The sequence below is a fragment of the Pseudoxanthomonas putridarboris genome, assembly GCF_038321125.1.
Lineage (GTDB): Bacteria > Pseudomonadota > Gammaproteobacteria > Xanthomonadales > Xanthomonadaceae > Pseudoxanthomonas_A > Pseudoxanthomonas_A putridarboris.
Window position 1 is genome coordinate 657,889 of sequence record NZ_JBBWWT010000002.1, and the last position, 19,940, is coordinate 677,828.

At 64.6% G+C, this 19,940-nt stretch carries 11 protein-coding genes; 9 read left to right on the top strand and 2 right to left on the bottom strand.

Annotation, left to right across the window (positions count from 1 at the left end):
* The first annotated feature begins 69 nt into the window (after window positions 1–69).
* The 8 genes from infB (at window position 70) to AAD027_RS06990 (ending at window position 14,494) form a co-directional block, all read left to right on the top strand.
* Window positions 70–2,712: a translation initiation factor IF-2 gene (infB, locus tag AAD027_RS06955; protein ID WP_341725279.1), complete on the top strand. Its 2,643-nt coding sequence runs from the start codon at window positions 70–72 to the stop codon at window positions 2,710–2,712.
* Between the two features lie 111 nt (window positions 2,713–2,823).
* On the top strand, window positions 2,824–3,192 hold the full coding sequence (rbfA, locus tag AAD027_RS06960; RefSeq protein ID WP_341725280.1) for a 30S ribosome-binding factor RbfA: 369 nt from the start codon (window positions 2,824–2,826) through the stop codon (window positions 3,190–3,192).
* Between the two features lie 135 nt (window positions 3,193–3,327).
* Complete coding sequence (truB, locus tag AAD027_RS06965; protein WP_341725281.1) at window positions 3,328–4,278, top strand: tRNA pseudouridine(55) synthase TruB; 951 nt, start codon at window positions 3,328–3,330, stop codon at window positions 4,276–4,278.
* A gap of 148 nt (window positions 4,279–4,426) precedes the next feature.
* Complete coding sequence (gene rpsO, locus AAD027_RS06970; RefSeq protein ID WP_341725282.1) at window positions 4,427–4,687, top strand: 30S ribosomal protein S15; 261 nt, start codon at window positions 4,427–4,429, stop codon at window positions 4,685–4,687.
* A 182-nt stretch (window positions 4,688–4,869) separates the two neighbouring features.
* Window positions 4,870–6,978, top strand: coding sequence for a polyribonucleotide nucleotidyltransferase (pnp, locus tag AAD027_RS06975; RefSeq protein WP_341725283.1), 2,109 nt, complete (start codon window positions 4,870–4,872; stop codon window positions 6,976–6,978).
* Between the two features lie 381 nt (window positions 6,979–7,359).
* Complete coding sequence (locus tag AAD027_RS06980) at window positions 7,360–13,026, top strand: RHS repeat protein (RefSeq protein WP_341725284.1); 5,667 nt, start codon at window positions 7,360–7,362, stop codon at window positions 13,024–13,026.
* Between the two features lie 44 nt (window positions 13,027–13,070).
* The gene (locus AAD027_RS06985) at window positions 13,071–14,018 is read left to right on the top strand and encodes an RHS repeat-associated core domain-containing protein (protein WP_341725285.1); all 948 of its coding nucleotides are present in this window, start codon (window positions 13,071–13,073) and stop codon (window positions 14,016–14,018) included.
* Window positions 14,015–14,494: a hypothetical protein gene (locus AAD027_RS06990; RefSeq protein ID WP_341725286.1), complete on the top strand. Its 480-nt coding sequence runs from the start codon at window positions 14,015–14,017 to the stop codon at window positions 14,492–14,494. The genes AAD027_RS06985 and AAD027_RS06990 overlap by 4 nt, the downstream gene beginning before the upstream one ends.
* A 247-nt stretch (window positions 14,495–14,741) precedes the next feature.
* Here AAD027_RS06990 and AAD027_RS06995 read toward each other — a convergent pair whose 3' ends face one another.
* Together AAD027_RS06995 and AAD027_RS07000 are read right to left on the bottom strand one after the other, a co-directional pair.
* Window positions 14,742–17,069 carry a TonB-dependent receptor gene (locus AAD027_RS06995; protein ID WP_341725287.1) on the bottom strand — a complete coding sequence of 776 codons (2,328 nt, stop codon included), beginning with the start codon at window positions 17,067–17,069 and terminating at the stop codon, window positions 14,742–14,744.
* 334 nt (window positions 17,070–17,403) lie between these two features.
* The gene (locus tag AAD027_RS07000; RefSeq protein ID WP_341725288.1) at window positions 17,404–18,405 is read right to left on the bottom strand and encodes a LacI family DNA-binding transcriptional regulator; all 1,002 of its coding nucleotides are present in this window, start codon (window positions 18,403–18,405) and stop codon (window positions 17,404–17,406) included.
* A 134-nt stretch (window positions 18,406–18,539) separates the two neighbouring features.
* On the opposite strand from AAD027_RS07000, the gene AAD027_RS07005 reads away from it, so the two are divergent.
* Window positions 18,540–19,934 carry a NupC/NupG family nucleoside CNT transporter gene (locus AAD027_RS07005; protein WP_341725289.1) on the top strand — a complete coding sequence of 465 codons (1,395 nt, stop codon included), beginning with the start codon at window positions 18,540–18,542 and terminating at the stop codon, window positions 19,932–19,934.
* Window positions 19,935–19,940 lie beyond the last annotated feature (6 nt).

The following is a 19,940-nucleotide window of genomic DNA, read 5'->3' on the forward strand; positions in this document are numbered from 1 at the left end:
TACCCGCAGGGCGTAGAATCCGCGTTCCCTCCGCCGATGGAGGGGCGCAACACAGAACCTAGGATCCGAATGTCGCAGCAAACCACCATCCGCAAGCTCGCCGAACTGGTCAATACGCCGGTCGAGAAACTCCTGGAGCAGCTGGCCGAGGCCGGCATGAGCTTCAGCGGTCCCGACCAGGTCGTGACCAGCATGGAAAAAGTGAAGCTGCTGGGCTTCCTGAAGCGCTCGCACGGCAAGGCCGACACCGCCACGGATGACGTTGCGCCCAAGAAGATCACCCTGGCCCGCCGCAAGGTGCAGGAAGTGACCGTGGCCGCCGGCCGCACCAAGACCACGGTCAACGTGGAAGTGCGCCAGAAGCGCACCTACGTCAAGCCGACCGACGCCGAGTCGGTCAGCACCAACTGGCAGAACGAAGCCGACCCCGAGCGCGCCGAGATCCTGCGCAAGCTGGAGGAGTCGCGCCAGCGCAACCTGGACGAACAGAAGCGCCTGGCGCAGGAAGACGCCCGCCGCGCCGAGGAACTGGAGCGCCGCCGCCAGGAAGAGGCCGCCGTCCGCGCCGAGGCCGAAGCCGCCCGCCTGCAGGCCGAAGCCGAGGCCGCCGCCCTGGCCGCCGGCGCCGCTCCCGTCGATGCCGACGAGACGCCGCGCCCGGCCAAGCCCGCTCCCGGCCACCACGTGCCCAAGCCGCCGGTCCGCAAGGACCCGCCGCGCGTGGACGACCGCAATGCCGCCGCCAACAAGCACAAGACCCGCGGTTCGCACGCGATGGTCGCCGGCGTCGAGGACGACGACAGCACCAGCCGCTTCGCCGGCCAGCTGCACCTGTCCGCCGCCGACCGCGCCCGCCGCGGCGCCTCGCGCGGCAAGCCCAAGCCCAAGCGCCACCTGGAGCAGAGCCGCGGCGGTGGTGGCGCCCATGGCTTCGAGCGCCCGACCGCACCGGTGGTGCGCGAAGTGGCGATCGGCGAGACCATCACCGTGGCCGACCTGGCGCAGAAGCTCGCGCTGAAGGGCGGCGACGTGGTCAAGGCGCTGTTCAAGATGGGCGTGATGGCCACCATCACCCAGACCATCGACCACGACACCGCCGCGCTGATCACCGAAGAGCTGGGCCACAAGCCCGTGCGCGCCGACGCCGACGACGTGGAAAGCGAACTGCTGGCGCACACCGAGGAAGTGCAGGGCGACAAGGTCGCGCGTCCGCCGGTGGTCACCATCATGGGCCACGTCGACCACGGCAAGACCTCGCTGCTGGACTACATCCGCCGCACCAAGATCGCCAGCGGCGAAGCCGGCGGCATCACCCAGCACATCGGCGCCTACCACGTGGAAACGCCGAAGGGCGTCATCAGCTTCCTGGACACCCCGGGCCACGCCGCGTTCACCGCGATGCGCGCCCGCGGCGCCAGGCTGACCGACATCGTGGTGCTGGTGGTCGCGGCCGACGACGGCGTCATGCCGCAGACCCGCGAAGCCATCCAGCACGCCAGGGCGGCCAAGGTGCCGCTGATCGTGGCGGTCAACAAGATCGACAAGTCCGACGCCGACCCGCTGCGCGTGAAGAACGAGCTGCTGGCCGAGGAAGTGGTGGCCGAGGACTTCGGCGGCGACACCCAGATGGTGGAAATCTCCGCCAAGACGGGCCAGGGCGTCGACGACCTGCTGGACGCCATCTCCATCCAGGCCGAAGTGCTGGAACTGAAGGCCGTGGAAGACGGCCGCGCCACCGGCGTGGTCATCGAATCCTCGCTGGACAAGGGCCGCGGCCCGGTCGCCACCGTGCTGGTGCAGCAGGGCACCCTGAAGAAGGGCGACTACCTGGTCTGCGGCGTGCAGTACGGCCGCGTGCGCGCGCTGTTCGACGAGACCGGCAACCAGCCGCCGTCGGCCGGCCCGTCCATCCCGGTGCAGGTGCTGGGCCTGTCGGGCGTGCCCGAGGCCGGCGACGATTTCGTCGTGGTCGAGGACGAGCGCCTGGCCAAGGACGTCGCCCAGCAGCGCGACGCCAAGCGCCGCGAATCGCGCCTGGTGCAGTCCGCCGGCAGCCGTATGGAAGACATCATGGCGCAGCTGGGCAAGGGCGAAGGCCAGCTCAGCCTCAACCTGATCGTCAAGGCCGACGTGCAGGGTTCGGTGGAAGCGCTGCGCCATTCGCTGACCGCGCTGTCCAACGACGCCATCCGCATCAACATCATCAACTCCGGCGTGGGCGGCATCACCGAGTCCGACGCCAATTCGGCGGTCACCTCCAAGGCCACCGTCATCGGCTTCAACGTGCGCGCCGACGCGTCCGCGCGCCGCATCATCGAGGCCAACGGCGTGGACCTGCGCTACTTCTCGATCATCTACGACGTGATCGACCAGGTGAAGCAGGTGGCGTCCGGCCTGCTGGGCGTGGAGATCCGCGAAGAGATCATCGGCATCGCCGAGGTCCGCGACGTCTTCCGCAGCTCCAAGTTCGGCGCCGTGGCCGGCTGCATGGTGGTGGAGGGCGTGGTCAAGCGGAACAAGCCGATCCGCGTGCTGCGCGACAGCACCGTGGTCTTCGAGGGCGAACTGGAATCGCTGCGCCGCTTCAAGGAGAACGTGGACGAAGTCCGCAACGGCACCGAATGCGGCATCGGCGTGAAGGCCTACAACGACGTCAAGCCGGGCGACCAGATCGAGTGCTTCGAGCGCATCGAAGTGCAGCGCACGCTTTGAGGCCGGGATTGGTGATTCGGGATTCGGGATTCGTCAAAGCGAGGAACGTTTCCCGGTCGCCATTGCCGCTTTTGCCAATCCCGAATCACCAATCCCGAATCACTTAATCACGTGCCCACCAAATCCTTCCACCGCACCGACCGCGTTTCCGCCCAGCTCCGCCGCGAGCTGGGCACGCTGGTGCACGAGGCCGTGCGCGAGCACGGCCTGCCTTCGGTCAGCGTTTCCGACGTGGAGGTGACCCGCGACCTGGCCCATGCCAAGGTCTTCGTCACCGCGCTGCTGCCCGAGCGTTCCGTCGAGGCCGTCAAGGGCCTGAAGGAACTCGCGTGGGGACTGCGCATGGAGCTGGCCCGTCGCATGAAGCTGCGCCACGTGCCGGAACTGCATTTCCACTACGACGATTCCGTGGACCGCGGCGAGCGCATCGACAACTTGCTGCGCGACCTGCCGCCGCCCAGCGAGCCGGAAGACAACTGATCCCGGAGTGGAGTGGGAGCGGCGTCCCGCCGCGAACTCTTCCCTTGATTTCCCGGGCGAAGCTCGCGGCGGGACGCCGCTCCCACCGCTCCCGCCACTCACTGTGATCGGGTAAGGGTCGAATTCAAGGGAACCATGGCTGGACGCATCCAATTCCGCCGACTCGACGGCATCCTGCTGCTGGACAAGCCGCAGGGCATGAGTTCGAACGCGGCATTGCAGGCCGCGCGCCGGCTGTTCCGGGCGGAGAAGGGCGGGCATACCGGCAGCCTCGACCCGCTGGCCACCGGCCTGCTGCCGCTGTGCTTCGGCGAAGCCACCAAGATCGCCGGGCTGCTGCTGGGCTCGCGCAAGGCCTACGACACCGTGGCCGCGCTGGGCGCCACCACGGATACCGACGACGCCGATGGCGTGGTGCTGGTCGAGCGTGACGTCCCGCCGTTCGACGCCGCCACGCTGCAGGCCGCGCTGGCGCCACTGCACGGCCGCATCCGCCAGCGCGCACCGATCTATTCGGCGCTGAAGCAGGGTGGCGAGCCGTTGTACGCCAAGGCCCGCCGCGGCGAAGCCATCGAGGCGCCGGAGCGCGAGGTCGAGGTGCACGGCATCGAGGTACTGGCCGTGGGACCGCGCCAGGTTTCCCTCAGGGTCGAATGCGGTTCCGGCACCTATGTGCGCAGCCTGGTCCGCGACCTGGGCGAGGCGTTGGGCTGCGGCGCGCACGTGGCCGAGCTGCGGCGGTTGTGGGTGGAGCCGTTCAGGCAGCCGCGCATGTTCACGCTGGAAGCGTTGCAGGCGCTGGCTGAACAGGGTGGCGAAGCGGCGCTGGACGCCTGCCTGCTGCCCATCGAGGACGGCCTGGCCGGATTCCCCCGCATCGACCTGCAGGCCGAGGAAGCCCGCAGGCTGGGCATGGGCCAGCGGCTGCGCGGCCACACCCCCAGCGAAGGCCCCGTGGCCGTGTACGGGCCGGACGGGCGCGTGCTGGGGCTGGCGACGGTCGATGCGGAGGGGCTGCTTTCCCCGCAGCGGCTGTTCGCCTGGGCCATCGCCGGCAGCGCCCGGAACCCCGCCGGTCCGCAATAAAACCTTGTTTCACAAGGCCCCCGCGGCTACACTACGCCGCCGGTTTTGCCCGGCAAATCCCCATCCTTTTCACGGCGAGTCAAGCGGTGCCCCGGCTTACCCCCGGTATCTCCGGCGTTCCTGCTGACCACGCATCACGAGAAAATACATGTCCATCGATACCCAGAAAGTCATTGAAGACAATAAGCGCGGCGCCAACGACACCGGCTCCCCGGAAGTCCAGGTCGCCCTGCTGACCGCCCGCATCGAGCATCTCAGCGGCCACTTCAAGACCCACAAGAAAGATCACCACAGCCGCCGTGGTCTGCTGCAACTGGTCAACCGCCGCCGCAGCCTGCTTGACTACCTCAAGAAGAAAGACAACGAGCGCTACAAGACCCTGATCGAAAAGCTCGGTCTGCGTCGCTGATGCACCCCCCGCCGCGGCGCAGAGATGCGCCGCGGTTCGCATTTCAGGGATCGGAATGCGCATGACCCGCGGGCCGTACCGGGCCCGCCACCCATGAACGACCGGCCGGAGCTTCCGGCCATCCGCGCGCGGCAAGGGCTGCGCCCGGCCAACCCGAACAGGCATATTCCCAAGGAATCAACGTGGCAAAAATCACCAAAACCTTCCAGTACGGCAAGCACCAGGTCACCCTGGAAACCGGCGAGATCGCCCGCCAGGCCGGCGGTGCCGTCATCGTCAAGTTCGATGACACCGTGCTGCTGGTCACCGCCGTGGCGGCGAAGTCGGCCCGCGAGGGGCAGGACTTCTTCCCGCTGACGGTCGACTACCAGGAGAAGTTCTACGCCGGCGGCCGCATCCCCGGCGGCTTCTTCAAGCGCGAAGGTCGCGCGACCGAGAAGGAGACGCTGATCTCCCGCCTGATCGACCGCCCGCTGCGCCCGCTGTTCCCGGAAGAGTTCCGCAACGAAGTGCAGGTCATCGCCACGGTGATGTCGCTGAACCCGGAAATCGACGGCGACATCCCGGCGCTGATCGGCGCCTCCGCCGCCGTCGCCCTGACCGGCGCGCCGTTCAACGGCCCGATCGGCGCCGCCAAGGTCGGCTACATCAACGGCGAGTACGTGCTCAACCCGACCGTCAGCGAGCTGAAGGACTCCAAGCTGGAATTGGTTGTCGCCGGCACATCCAACGCCGTGCTGATGGTGGAATCCGAAGCCGCCGAGCTGTCCGAGGACGTGATGCTGGGCGCGGTGATGTTCGGCCATCGCGAGATGCAGAAGGTCATCAACATCATCAACGAGCTGACCGTCGAAGCCGGCACCAAGAACTGGGACTGGTCGGCCCCGGCCAAGAACGAGGCGCTGATCTCCGCGCTGAAGGAAGCCGTCGGCACCCAGCTGGAAACCGCCTTCCAGGTGCGCGACAAGCTGCAGCGCCGCGACGCCATCGCCGCCATCAAGAAGGACGTGCTGCAGCAACTGGCCGGCCGCGCCGAAGCCGACGGCTGGAGCACCGGCGAACTGTCGAAGGAATTCGGCGAGCTGGAATACCAGACCATGCGCGGTTCCGTGCTGGCCACCAAGGTCCGCATCGACGGCCGTGCGCTGGACACCGTGCGCCCGATCAGCTCCAAGGTCAGCGTGCTGCCGCGTACCCACGGCTCGGCGCTGTTCACCCGCGGCGAAACGCAGGCCATCGTGGTCACCACGCTGGGCACCGCGCGCGACGGCCAGGTGATCGACGCCGTGTCGGGCGAGTACAAGGACAACTTCCTGTTCCATTACAACTTCCCCCCGTACTCGGTGGGCGAAGCCGGCCGCATGATGGGCCCGAAGCGCCGCGAGATCGGCCACGGCCGCCTGGCCAAGCGCGGCGTGCTCGCCGTGATGCCGACGCTGGAGGAATTCCCGTACACCATCCGCGTGGTCTCGGAAATCACCGAGTCCAACGGTTCCTCCTCGATGGCCTCGGTCTGCGGCAGCTCGCTGTCGCTGATGGACGCCGGCGTGCCGATCAAGGCGCCGGTGGCGGGCATCGCGATGGGCCTGGTGAAGGAAGGCGACAACTTCGTCGTGCTGAGCGACATCCTGGGCGATGAAGACCACCTGGGCGACATGGACTTCAAGGTGGCCGGTACCCAGAACGGCGTGTCCGCGCTGCAGATGGACATCAAGATCGAAGGCATCACCGAAGAGATCATGAAGCAGGCGTTGTCGCAGGCCAAGGCCGGCCGCCTGCACATCCTCGGCGAAATGGCCAGCGCGCTGACCGCGCCGCGCCAGGAGCTGAGCGAGTTCGCCCCGCGCCTGCTGACCATCAAGATCCACCCCGACAAGATCCGCGAAGTGATCGGCAAGGGCGGCGCCACCATCCAGGGCATCACCAAGGAAACCGGCACGCAGATCGACATCCAGGACGACGGCACCATCGTCATCGCCTCGGTGAACGCCGCCGCCGCCCAGGCCGCCAAGGCGCGCATCGAGCAGATCACCAGCGACGTGGAGCCGGGCCGCATCTACGAAGGCAAGGTCGCCAAGATCATGGACTTCGGCGCGTTCGTCACCATCCTGCCGGGCAAGGACGGCCTGGTGCACGTCTCGCAGATCTCCAGCGAGCGCGTGGAGAAAGTCAGCGACAAGCTGAAGGAAGGCGACGTGGTCAAGGTCAAGGTGCTGGAAGTCGACAAGCAGGGCCGCATCCGCCTGTCGATCAAGGCCGTGGAAGAAGGCGAGGGCGTGCCGGCCGAGTAAGCCGCCGCATAGTCACATTCGCGTGTCACAAAAAAGCGGGCTTCGGCCCGCTTTTTGTTTGGGTGTTTCCCGACGGCATAGGCTGGAGGCGAAGCGATGCGGCCCATGCCGTCGGGTCGAGGAATCTCTAGTGTAGGAGCGGCGTGAGCCGAGGCCGTGATCGTCAAACGCTATGGCGGCAATGAGTTTCCTGCGGCGCCGCCGTTGTTGGTCGTGGCGGCAATGTGATTTCACATTAGTGCATTTACCTGGCATGTGATCTTCCCAATGCCACACTTCGGCGATATGGTTCGATCCATAGGGTCCTGCCGCAGGCGGAGGCGGCAGGGGCAGGGAATCAAGGAATTCGGCCCGTAGCGGTCGAAAGGGAAGGAGTACGACATGCAGGGAATGATGCTTGGGGTGTGGCGCCTGGGAGCAATGGCGGCGCTGATGCTGGTCCCGATGCTTGCTTTGTGTGTGTGGTGGCAGCGTTTCTGGCGCCGCCGGGAAATGCCTCTGGCATTCTCTGCCCGAGGGTCGCATTTCCAGCCTTTCGATGGGCGCGATGAATCCGGTTGCAATGTGCGGAAGGCGACGGGGGTGAACCCGGCACTCCGGACAGGCGGCTGCTTGCTGGCGATGGCGTTGTGCGGGCAGGCGCACGCCCAGAGTGATTCTTCACTAACGCCGCACTTGGAACACGAGAAACGGCTGCGGGCCGCCGAGCAAGTGGGACCGCTGAAGTCCGACTTGTTCGGCGACAGTGTCAGTCTCTACAACGGCGCGAGCGAGTTCGCGGTCACGGACATCGATCTGCCCGGCAACAACAGCTTGCCGGTGCAGCTCCGCCGGCGATTCAAGGTGGAGTCGTTCAAGGAGGTCGAGCCACTGGGGGGCTTCGGCAACTGGGACATCGATGTTCCCTACCTGCACGGCACCTTCGATGCAGCCTACAAGTGGAATACGTCTTCAAGCGGATCCACGGCGCGCTGTTCAAGCCTCTGGTATCCCCGCACGTCGACTCCCTTCGAGATCACCGACATCTGGGCCGGCAATCACATGCATCTCCCGGAGGGGGGCGGTGGCGAACTGCTCTATCTGCCGCCCTCAGGCGGTGCCGTGCCGTCCGATGGTGCGACCTATTTGTGGGGGACCAGCAGCTTGCACCGGCTCACCTGCAAGCCCTCCACGGCCAACGGTTATCCGGGCGAAGGATTCATCGCGATCGATACGTCCGGCAACCGCTACTTCTTCGATGTCGGCATCGAGCGTAGCGGTGGATTCATGAAGGACTCATCCGGCGTCGGGCGTGGCCGGACCAAGGTCTACCTGATGGCCAGCCGTGTTGAGGACCGGCACGGCAACTGGGTCGCCTACCAGTACACCGGCGATCGACTGACGGGAATTTCATCCAGCGACGGCCGGGCCATTACCCTGACCTACAGCGGCAACCGGATCGTCAAGGCAACGGCGCACGGACGGGAATGGAACTATGCATATACCAGCGATCTCAGCGCGCTGGGCATGCGGCGGGTGCCCTTGCTGTCGCAGGTCACCCTGCCGGACAGTTCGAAGTGGGGGTATCAGTACGGACTTGCGAACTCGGGACAGGGTGGACTGAATCCCTTCTACGAGCGATGGGATGGGGCATCGCATCTGTGCGAACCACCTCCCTTCCATGCGAACAGCTTCAGTCTGGAAGTGACGCATCCGGCCGGTGCGAAGGGGGTCTTCGATTTCCAGTACACGCGGCAGTACCGAAGCGGCACGCCCGCCAACGCCTGTAACCGTCGGGGAGATGGCAACTATGTATTGGGCATTCCTGATCATTTTGACCTGTATGCGCTGATCCGCAAGACCATCACAGGCCCGGGTTTGCCATCGTTGCAGTGGCAATACGGCTATTCAAGTGTAGGCGGCCGCACCACGCAGCCGGTGCCATGCATGGGTTGTCCAGGCGAGAAACCAGTCGTGGTGACCCAGCCGGACGGCAGCCGTCACGAGCACGTTTTCGGCAACCGCTATCGCGACAACAGTGGGCGGTTGCTGCGTACGAACATCAAAAGTGCTTCCGGTGTCCTGTTGCGCTCCGAAATCAATACCTACGTGACCGATGCCGAAGCGGCAAGCGCGCCTTTCCCCGACATGTATGGTTCATCGTTCTCTACAGACGATGGCGCAACGACCAAGATTCGCCCGGTCAAACACGTCGCGATCGTACAGCAGGACGTGACGTTCTCGAGGTCTGTCAACAGCTTCGACGCTTTTGCGAGGCCGTCGAGCGCAACGAAATCCAGCGTGCTGCCCGGCAATCCGAGCCGCACGGAAGTCACCGCCTACCACGATATTTTGTCGAAGTGGGTGTTGGGACAGCAATCGAAATTGACCGTCAACGGCATTGTGGCTTCGGAGACTGCTTACAATGCCAACGCGCTGCCTACGGTACAGAAGTCTTTCGGCAGGACGGTGCAGACGCTGACTTGGAATGCCGATGGTACCGTGGCCACGGTCAAGGACGGCAACAACAACACGATCATGCTATCCAGCTGGAAGCGGGGCATCCCGCAGAGCATCAAGTACCCCGGAACGCCGGAGGCCTCCTCCGGTGCAATGAAGACAGCCGCCGTCAACGACCACGGCTGGATCACCTCGGTGACCGACGAGAACGGCTTCACCACCGTCTACGGCTACGACGCCATGGGCCGGTTGATCCTGATCGATTACCCGAACAGCGACACCGTGGACTGGTTCAACACCACGCTGGTCTTCGAGCCGGTGGCCAGCACTGAGTACGGCATCGGGGCCGGCCACTGGCGACAGACGATCAGCACCGGCAACGCACGCAAGGTGAGCTACTTCGACGCCCTGTGGCGGCCGCTGGTGGTGCGCGAGTACGACACTGCGAACGTGGCCGGGACCCAGCGCTTCACCCGGTTCACCTACGACCACGAGGGCCGGACGACGTTCGCCTCATATCCGGGCACGAGCGATGCGCTGACCAGCGGCATGTGGACCTACTACGACGCGTTGGGCCGCCCGGTCCAGACCACCCAGGACTCGGAACTGGGCTCACTGACGACGACGACCGAGTACCTGCCCGGCCTCCAGACGCGCGTGACACCGCCGCGGGGCACCGCCTCGCGCACGACCACCAGCTACTTGGCCTGGGACGAGCCCACGACGGACTTCCCGATCGCCATCGCGCACCCGGCCGGGGCCTTCACCGACATCGCCCGCGACGTGTTCGGCAAGCCCACCGCGATCACCCGCCGCAACAGCGGCGGCACGATCACGCTGAACCGCAGCTACGTCTACGACGGGTACCAGCAGCTGTGCAAGTCGGTCGAACCCGAGACCGGCGCCACGATCATGGACTACGACGGCGCGGGCAACCTACTGTGGAGCAAGTCCGGCGCGACGCAGACCGGCACGGGCAGCTGCAACACGGGGGACATCCCCGTGGCCCAGCGCACCACCCGGACCTACGACGGGCGCAACCGGCTGACGACACTGAACTTCCCCGACGGCCGGGGCAACCAGAGCTGGACCTACACCAAGGACGGCCTGCCGAACACGATCTCGACCAACAACAGCAATGGCGGCGATGTCGTCACCAACAGCTACGGCTACAACAAGCGTCGGCTGCTGGAGGCCGAGACCTTCGGGGTCAACGGCCAGCTGTGGAATTTGGCCTACGGCTACACCCGCAACGGCCATCTGGGCAGCCACACCTCTCCCGGGCTGGCGGTGGACTATGCCCCCGACGCCCTGGGCCAGCCGACCCGGGCCGGCACCTATGCCACCGCGGTGGGCTACTTCCCCAACGGCGGCATGAAGCAGTTCATCTACGGCAACGGGATCAAGCACACCCTGACCCAGAACCCGCGCGGCCTGCCGGACACCAGCTGCGACTTCGCCGGCAGCAGCTGTGGCGCCGGCGCGGTGCTCAACGACGGCTACGACTACGACGGCCACGGCAACGTCATGGGGATCAGCGACGGGCGCACCAATCACCGCGGCGATCGCACCATGACCTACGACGCGCTGGACCGGTTGACAAAGACCGTGTCGCCGATGTTCGGCACGGCCGACTACGGCTACAACGTGCTGGACAACCTGATCACGGTGAAGGTGACCGGGGGCAGCCACGCCCGCGACCACACCTACGTGTACGATGCCGAGAACCGGCTGGGCAACATCAAGAACACGGTGGGCGGGGCCACGGTGGTGGGGCTGGGCTACGATGTGCAGGGCAACCTGGCCAACCGCAACGGCGTGGTCCACATCTTCGACCAGGGCAACCGGCTGCGCGAGGTGACGGGGGTGGAGCAGTACCGCTACGACGGCCACGGCCGCCGGGTGCTGGCGGTGCGCAATGGCCAGAACCTGTACTCGGTCTACGGGCAGGATGGCACGCTGCGGTTCCAGCGCGACGAGCGCACCGGCAAGACGATCGACTACGTGCACCTCAACGGCAGCCTGGTAGCGCAGGTGGAGAACGCGATCGCGCTATCGACGCCAACCCTGACCACGCCGGGTTCGAGCATGACCGGCAGCTACACGGTGAGCTGGACGACGGCGCCGGTGGCGACGAAGTACCAGCTGCAGGAGCGGTTGAACAGCGGCAGCTGGAGCACGATCCACGATGCGGCCGGGACCAGCAAGGCGCTCAGCGGCAAGGCGGCGGGGGTGTGGGGCTACCAGGTGCGGGCGTGCAGCGCGACGGCGTGCGGCAGCTGGAGCGTGGAGAAGACGGTGACGGTGCAGTTGCCGCCGACCGGCGTGCCGACCCTGACGGTGCCGGAGACGGCGCTCAACGGCGGCTTCATGGCGGCTTGGACCAGCGTATCCGCGGCGACGCACTATCAGTTGCAGGAACGCCAGGGCAGCGGCAACTGGAGTTCTTACCCGGACGCCTCCGCGACGACCCACTCCATCAGCGGCAAGGCCGCCGGCAACTGGAGCTACCAGGTGCGGGCCTGCAACGCCGCCGGCTGTGGCGGCTGGTCGACGATCAAGACCGTCAACGTGCTCTATCCGCCGACGGTCGTGCCGACGCTGACGGTGCCGGCGACGAGCAGCACCGGCAACTACAGTGCGAGCTGGACCAGCGTGGCCACGGCCAACCGGTACGAGTTGCAGGAGCAACTGAACAGCGGTAGCTGGGCATTGATCCACAACGCGGCGGCGACCAGCAAGGCGATCAGTGGCAAGGCCACGGGCAGTTGGGGCTACCGGGTGCGGGCGTGCAACGACGCCGGATGCGGCGCGTATTCCGCGATGAAAACCGTGGCGGTGACCCTGCCGCCGACGGGCGTGCCGACCCTGACGGTGCCGGCAACGAACAGCACCGGCAGCTACAGTGCGAGCTGGACCGCGGTGGCCGCGGCGACGCGCTATGAACTGCAGGAGCGCTCAAGCGGCGGCAGTTGGAGCCTGATTCATGAAGGGTCCGCCACCAGCAAAGCGGTGTCGGGCAAGGCGGTAGGCATTTACGAGTACCAGGTTCGCGGCTGCAATGCGGGAGGCTGTGCAGGGTACTCGGCGGTGAAGACGATCGAGGTGGCGGTGGCACCGACTGGAGTACCCACCCTTACCGCACCGTCGAGCAGTGTGAATGGCAATTACACGGTGAGCTGGACCAGCGTGCCCACGGCCACACGTTATGAACTGCAGCGGCAGGTCAACGGCGGCGGCTGGGCACTCGTTGTCAATAAAAGCGCGACCAATCAAACATTCGCGGACATACCCGACGGCACCTACGGTTACAGGGTGCGGGCTTGCAACTTCGCTGGATGCGCGGGGTACTCGGCACCGAAGACGGTGATTGTGCAGAGGCCGGTTCCCGTCCCCGGCATGCCGACCGGGATCAACATGCAGCAGATGGGTGGGCAGAGGTGCCGGATCACGTGGAATGCGGTGGCGGGGGCGACGCACTACCAGGTGTCGCTGGACGGGACAATCGAGACGGCGCCAGGGCCGATGTACATCTGGGACGGGCTATGCCCGACCTCGCTGCGGGTAGCGGCGTGCAATGCCTACGGGTGTTCTGGATGGGGGTCGTGATCATGGTGCCGGCACGAGGGGCGGGATTGGGAAGGGGGGCCGGAATGGGTCGCCTGACAAAGCTGCTGGTGGCGCGGTGGTTGCTGGTCGTACTTGCTGCGGTCATGCCTGCAGTTGCAGGTGCGCAGACGACGGTGAAGTACGTGCACACCGATGCGCTGGGAAGCGTGGTGGCGATGACCGACGCCATCGGCGCAGTGGTGGAAACGACACGGGAGTACGAGCCATACGGGTTGCAGCTGACGCCGGCGGTGCAGGATGGGCCGGGGTATACGGGTCACGTGCAGGACGCGGCCACGGGGCTGACGTACATGCAGCAGCGCTATATGGACCCACAGATCGGGCTATTCCTCAGTGTTGATCCGGTGACGGCCTACTCAAACCCGGTCGGGCAGTTCCATCGCTACAGGTACGCGGCGAACAATCCTTATAGATTCGTCGATCCAGATGGACGGTCGGATGTACAGTACAACTACAAGTATGATTATTTTTACAAGGGGACCAGTCGTTTTGACATTCCGGGCATGACTACCGTAACGGGCCATTCGTGGGCGACTGGGTTTCAAGACAATAGAGACCAGCCAAGCCATGGGCCACCAGTAAGTTATGACTCTCTCAAGGCCGACATAGCACGGTCCCGATCGGAGACTGGGGACAGTGGTTACATTTACCTCGGTGGATGTAACCTCGGCTTGGGGAATGTTCCAGCAAAGCTTGCTCAAGATTTCGACACGAAGGTGATATCGGCAACCGGCTACGTGAAGATGAGTGAGTCCAAGAATGGAGATCTGACATTCACCGCAAATAGTCGTGCCGATGGCAAAGGTCAGGCTCGCTGGTTCCAGATGACCGATTCTTCTGGAAAGAACTCTGGTCGGATTGGTTCCATCAGCATGCGATCGGATGGTAAAGTGACTTTTAAGGCGGCCGAAGCCTCAGTCGGGTCGCGCATAAAAGACTCAGTTACCGTAGATCCGAGGAGGCAGCGATGAAAGATCGATGTGGCCACTGTCTTCTCGTTAGTGTCATTGCATTGCAATGTGTCCTGATTGTCAGCTGCAGTCAGCAGGTAGATTCACCGAAAGCCGGGCTGGTAGTTAAGCTGGACATAGATGAGCAGAAGGTCGATCTAATTGATCGGTATTTGGATATAGATAGGCTCGCGCTCGTTGGAGTTGATGATGCTGATATATCCATTGCGTTGAACGGTGATGGTCCGACTGCAGTAGCGATTGGCGATGAGTTTGCAAATGCGAATCGACTGACCGAAGCGCGTTTCTGGTATCGCATAGCAGCTGAGAACGGCGATGCGATCGGCATGACGCATATGGCAATTGCCACTCGAGACCTTGACTGTCGCAGGGCAAATTACTGGCTTGAGAGGGCGCTCCAAGTGGGGGGGCTCGGCAAGGCCAGCGAGAAGTCTAATCGCGAGTCGCTCGCTAACTACAAAGCGAGCTGTAAGTAATCTTACTAAGTGATCTCAAGAGCCCGGCTATGACAGCGAGGGGCTAAAGGGGACGGAGGCTGAGGTTTCCCCACGTTTTCATGCTGAGAACGCCATGTTCTGACTGGCTTCTGGCGAGAGCCGGTGTAGCGCATCCAGCATGGCTTGCACGGGATGTACAAGTTGGGTAAATACCCGACACCTGAGTCTCGGTGATCGGTGTCAAGCAGCGAGTGTGTCAGGGTCGGCTTGGGCTGTTTCCTCTGATTCAGAAACGCAGGCGCAGCGAGAGCGTCCAGGTGCGCGGCGAACCGATGAAGTACCGGTCCAGCGTGTAGATGCCCGTACCGGACAGGAGTCCGAATTCCGGCTGGGTCGCGGTGGCGCCGCTTACCGAGCCGAGGTAGTCCTTGTCGAACAGGTTGTCGACATTCAGCACGATGTCCGTTTCGGGCCATCCTTCGCGGCGTATCGCATAGCGCGCTCCCAAGCCGACCACGACGTGGCTGTCCAGGTTCTCGATGGCCACTTCCTCGAAGGTGGTCGGGTGGATGATATGGCCGCCGACACGCTTGCCCACGTAGCTGGCGTTCAGATCGAAGCGCAGGTGCTCGCCCGGCTCCCAGCCCAGTTGGGTAAACACGCTGTGCCGGGGGATATCCCGGACCCGCGCCCCGCCGATGATGCCTATTGCCGCCAGTCGCTTGCGCGCCTCGCTGCCGACCGGCGGATCGTCGTGCTTCGCATCCTGGTAGGCGTACGAGGCATAGAGATCGAGTGCGCCCCAATCCGCGAAGCCGGTCAGTTCGACGCCGCGATTGCGCTGGCCCGCGGTGTTGACCGCCTCCGTGGCCACGTTGCCGCGCACGATCTCGTCCGGTTCGATCTCATCAGCGGTCGCCCTCGGCACGATGCCGACGCCGTTCTTGAGCTTCACCTGGTAGAGCTGGACCGAGAAGGCGTAGTCGTCCTTGGCGTAGCGCAGGCCGAGATCCACATTCTCCGATTCCAGCGCCTTGAGCGTCCCCGGATTGATGATCGCGGTGGATCCCAGGAAGGCGTCTTCCGGGATGCCGGAAAAGTTCTGCGCATAACCGCCGAACAGTTCCAGTCCGTCGGACAGTTCGTATGCGGTCCCCAGCTTCGCGTTCAGGCCCGAAGTCTGGTTGAACCTCAACCGCGACGAATACTCCAGCGGCGACCATGCTTCGTAGCCCACGTCGTAATAGGTCGCGCCCAGGTCCACCTTCAGCCGTTCGTCCAGGAACCGCATCCGGTCCTGGAGATAGAACATGGTCGTATCCAGGTTCGCATGGCGTTCGTACTCGACGTAGTTCAACAGGCCACGGTCGTACGCCACACTGGTGGCCGGGTTCGACAAGGGATGGAAGTTGCGCCTTTCGGAGGATTTGCTGTCTTCGTACCAACCGCCGAGGCGGAAGCTGTGCCCTTGGATGATGTCGTCGAGGACCACTTCCGCCGTCACGCCATAACGGTCGCGGTCGCGCGGCGTGACCCGCATGTCGGCCGGGCCCCCATAGGCATTGCTGTCCCGGAGCGTGGTCAGGCTGGGGCGTATCGCGCCGCCATTGGCGTTGTAGCCGAGCACGGCGCGCGGGTCGCCACCGGACAGGATTCTGGAACGGTCCTGGTAGCGGTACGACTCGCCCTTCAGCGACTGGAAGTAGGGGTTGACCTTCAGGGTGACGTTTTCCCCCAGCAGGAAGTCGCCGTTCACGTAGGCCAGCCAGTCCTTGCGTTCGCCTCCCAGCGCGCCGCCGTAGTCCACGTCGATGGCGGGGATGCCGCTGATGGCGTCCGTCGCCCGGTCCGTATTCGGATTGTTCTCGAACTCGCCCTTGGTGACGATGTTGTAGTCGTTGTCCCGCTGGTCGTTGTAGGACACGCGCGCGCTGATCCGGGAGCCGCTGTAGAACGTCTTGAGGACCTTCAGTTCGAAATGATCCCGCTCGGACGAGCGGCTGTCGGGGCCGGCCCAGTTGTCGCTCTCCTGCCTGGACGCGGTCAGATAGGCGGACCAGCCGCTCTGGCTTTCCCCGGTGTCCAGCCGAGCGAAGGCGCGGCGGAAACCGTACTGGCCGATGCCGAATTCGGTCGTGCCGCCGAACTCCGTCGCCGGGTCGTCGGTCATGAAGTTGATGAAGCCGCCCAGTGCGAAGCGCGACGGCGCACCGATCTCGCCGGAGCTTTGCGATACCTCGATCCGCGAGATGTTGCTGCTCTCGATGAACCTGGCCGGCGGCGAACCGCCGTTGAAACGGGAGTCGCCGGTGGGGATGCCGTCCAGCGTCAGGCCGATCTGCTCGTCCGTCAGGCCACGCATGTACATCTCGAACGAGAAGCTGCCGCCGCGCGCATCGCCGGTGGAAACCTGCACCCCGGGGACCCTGGCGAGGCTCTGGGAGATATCCGCTCCCATCGGGCGCTGCTCGATCTCCTCCTTGCCGACCTCGAACGCGGCGCGCGCCTGGCCGATACCGAATTTCTGGGCCGTGACCGTGACCTTGTCCAGTTCCTGGACCGATTGTCCGGCATCGGCGCCATCCGGTTCCTGCGCCGCAGCCTGCAGTGACATACCAATGACATAAGGCAGTAACGCCATTTTCATACAAGTGAAACGTTTCATTTAATTTCACCAAAAAAAGGGCGCAGGCCCGACGCGGCAAGTTATACAGTGCCTAAAAACATGCTGTCAACGGGATTTTTGTGAAAATGAAACGATTTTTATTGAATCGATCTTCGGCCGTCGCTTCGTGCGGTAAAACACCTCAGGATCGAACGCATCCAGTGAAACCGGGCATGCGTTGGCGCTTCACCCAAGACTCGAGTCCCGAACGGGCCAATGCCCATGGCATCACCTGGATTCACTTCCGGCGAAGATCGGGATGGAAGGGTTCGAGCGGTCAGGCTCAGGCGGCGGCAGGCCGAGCCACCGAGCGGCGCGAAATGAGCGGGGTATCCAGAATGATGCGGCGGGACGCTCTGGGGTTGCCGTCGATGCGTTGCGCCAACGCCTCGACGGCCTCGCTGGCCATCTGTTCGAGCGGCATCTCGATGGTGGTCAGCGGGGGAGACGAAAAATTCGCCCAGGGAATGTCGTCGAAACCGACGATGGACAAATCATCGGGAACCTTGAGGCCATGCGTCTGCGCATGGCCGAGGATGCCCATGGCGATCACATCAGCTCCGACGAAGACCGCGGTGGCCGCACGGTTGTCGATGGCCGCCGCCACCGCCGGCTCCAGATCCGTGGAAAAGGCATTGGACACCTGGAAAGCGAGTTCTCCATGACGGCCGATCTGGGCGGCGGCGGCCTCGCAACGCTGGCGCATGCTGGCGATGTCGGTCGGGCCGGATACGATGCCGATGCGGCGGTGTCCCGCGGCGAGCAAATGCTCGACCGCGCGCTGGCCGCCCAGCGCATAGTCCGCCTGGATGCATTCAAAGCCGGGAAGCGAACGGTCCAGCACGATGGTCGGCACGTTGCCGATAAGCGGGCCGGCGGTATCGACGTCGCGAATGGGGAACCAGATCAGCCCATCGACGTTTCGGCCGACGAGTTCCTTGAGCGTGTCGCGTTCCAGTTCCTCGGAGCCTTCGGTATCGGTGACGTAGACGCTGAAGCCCCACCGTCGCGCCGTCTGGATCACCGATTGCGCAAGGCTGGGGAAGAAGGGATTGCTCAGGTCCGGGAGTACCAGGCCGATCGCCCTGGTGCGACCGGTTCGCATGGCCCGGGCGTTGAGGTTCTGCCGGTAGCCGATGTCCTCGGCCACGCGCAGGACATGCTGCCGGGTCTGTTCGCCGAGGGAGCCGGTACCGTTGATCGCGTAGGACGCACTGGCCAGGGACACGCTCGCCGCCTTGGCGAGGTCCTTGAGCGTCGGGCGCTTGCTGTGGGTGTCGGTCATGTATCCGTTGGCCGCCGTTCTGCGAGCGGAATTGTCGCGGTAGCGTAACGTTTCATCCGCAGAAGAGGAAACGTGGGTGACCGGCAAGCCTCGTCGCAGGCTGGACACCTCCGCAATGGCTTGCCTGTCCGCAGGTGGGGCCGACATATCGGGGCAAGGAAGAAGACACTTACGCTGGACGCGTAGGAAATTGCCAAAGTGAAACGTTTCATATATATTCCGGCCACACTATCGGACACCCGCGCACCAGGAGCAAGCCGAGCATGGGCAACTGGGAACTGATCCGCGCCTGCATCGGCTTGCTCGCCTTTGTCGGGTTCGCCTGGCTGCTTTCGGAGAGGAAGCGCGGGTTTCCCTATCGGCCAATCCTGGTGGGCCTGTTATGCCAGGTTGTGCTGGGGCTGATTCTGACCCGCATTCCCGCGATCACGCAGGCATTGGGCGTCCTGGCCCATGCGGTGGACGCGGTGCAGGCCAGTGCGGTGGACGGCGCGGCTTTCGTCTTCGGCTATCTAGCAGGCGGCGCGCAGCCCTTCGAGATCTCGCATCCGCATGGCGATCGCATCTTCATCTTTGCGTTCCAGGCTCTGCCGGCGTTGCTGCTGGTCAGTGCCTTGGCCGCGCTGCTGTGGCACTGGAACGTGCTGCGCATCCTCGTGCGGGTTTCGGGCCGGGTGTTCGGCCGTCTGTTCGGGGTCAGCGGCCCCGTGGGGGTTTCCACGTCGGCCTGCATCTTCCTGGGCATGGTCGAGGCGCCGATGTTGGTGCGCCCCCTGGTGCCGCAGATGTCGCGGGGCGACCTGTTCATCCTCATGGTGCACGGCATGTCCGTCATCGCAGGCTCGATGATGATCGTGCTGGCCTCGGTGCTGGCCTCGCGCATGCCCGATGCGTTCTCGCACCTGTTGATCGCGTCGCTGATCAGCACGCCGTTGGCGATCGGCATGGCGCGGGCCATCGTGCCTTCCGACCCGGCGATGGCGGCGCAGCCGCTGGAGCTTCACAACGAATACAAGAGCAGCCTGGACGCCTTGACCAGCGGAACGCTCAAGGCGGTCAGGATGGTCGTGAACATCGCGGCCCTGCTGATCGTGTTCGTGGGCATGGTCGCACTGGTGGACCGGTTCCTGGGCTGGCTGCCGCACACGGGCGCCCCGCTCACGCTGGCGACGCTGTTCGGCTGGCTGTTCTCGCCGATCGCCTGGTTGATGGGTATCCCGTTGCCGGACCTGCAGGAAGCGGGAACGCTGCTGGGGACGAAGATCGCCTTCAACGAGGTCGTTGCCTATGTCCAGCTGGCGGGCATGCCGCAAGGCGCGATGACCGACAAGTCGACGTTGATGATGACCTATGCGCTGTGCAGCTTCGGCAACATCGGCAGCGTCGCGATCCTGATCGGAACGCTGACTTCGCTCGCGCCGGAGAAGGCCGGCGTGGTCGTGCGCCTCGGATTCAAGGCGCTGGCCGCCGCGTTCCTGACCTCGTGCACCACGGCGACCGTCATCGGCATTCTTCATTCCCTCATCTAGCGACAG

Coding starts and splice junctions, on each gene's coding strand:
- infB (WP_341725279.1), top strand. CDS start 70: ATGTCGCAGCAAACCACCATCCGCAAGCTCGCCGAACTGGTCAATACG.
- truB (WP_341725281.1), top strand. CDS start 3,328: ATGGCTGGACGCATCCAATTCCGCCGACTCGACGGCATCCTGCTGCTG.
- rpsO (WP_341725282.1), top strand. CDS start 4,427: ATGTCCATCGATACCCAGAAAGTCATTGAAGACAATAAGCGCGGCGCC.
- AAD027_RS06980 (WP_341725284.1), top strand. CDS start 7,360: ATGCAGGGAATGATGCTTGGGGTGTGGCGCCTGGGAGCAATGGCGGCG.
- AAD027_RS06985 (WP_341725285.1), top strand. CDS start 13,071: ATGGGTCGCCTGACAAAGCTGCTGGTGGCGCGGTGGTTGCTGGTCGTA.
- AAD027_RS06990 (WP_341725286.1), top strand. CDS start 14,015: ATGAAAGATCGATGTGGCCACTGTCTTCTCGTTAGTGTCATTGCATTG.
- AAD027_RS06995 (WP_341725287.1), bottom strand. CDS start 17,069: ATGTCACTGCAGGCTGCGGCGCAGGAACCGGATGGCGCCGATGCCGGA.
- AAD027_RS07000 (WP_341725288.1), bottom strand. CDS start 18,405: ATGACCGACACCCACAGCAAGCGCCCGACGCTCAAGGACCTCGCCAAG.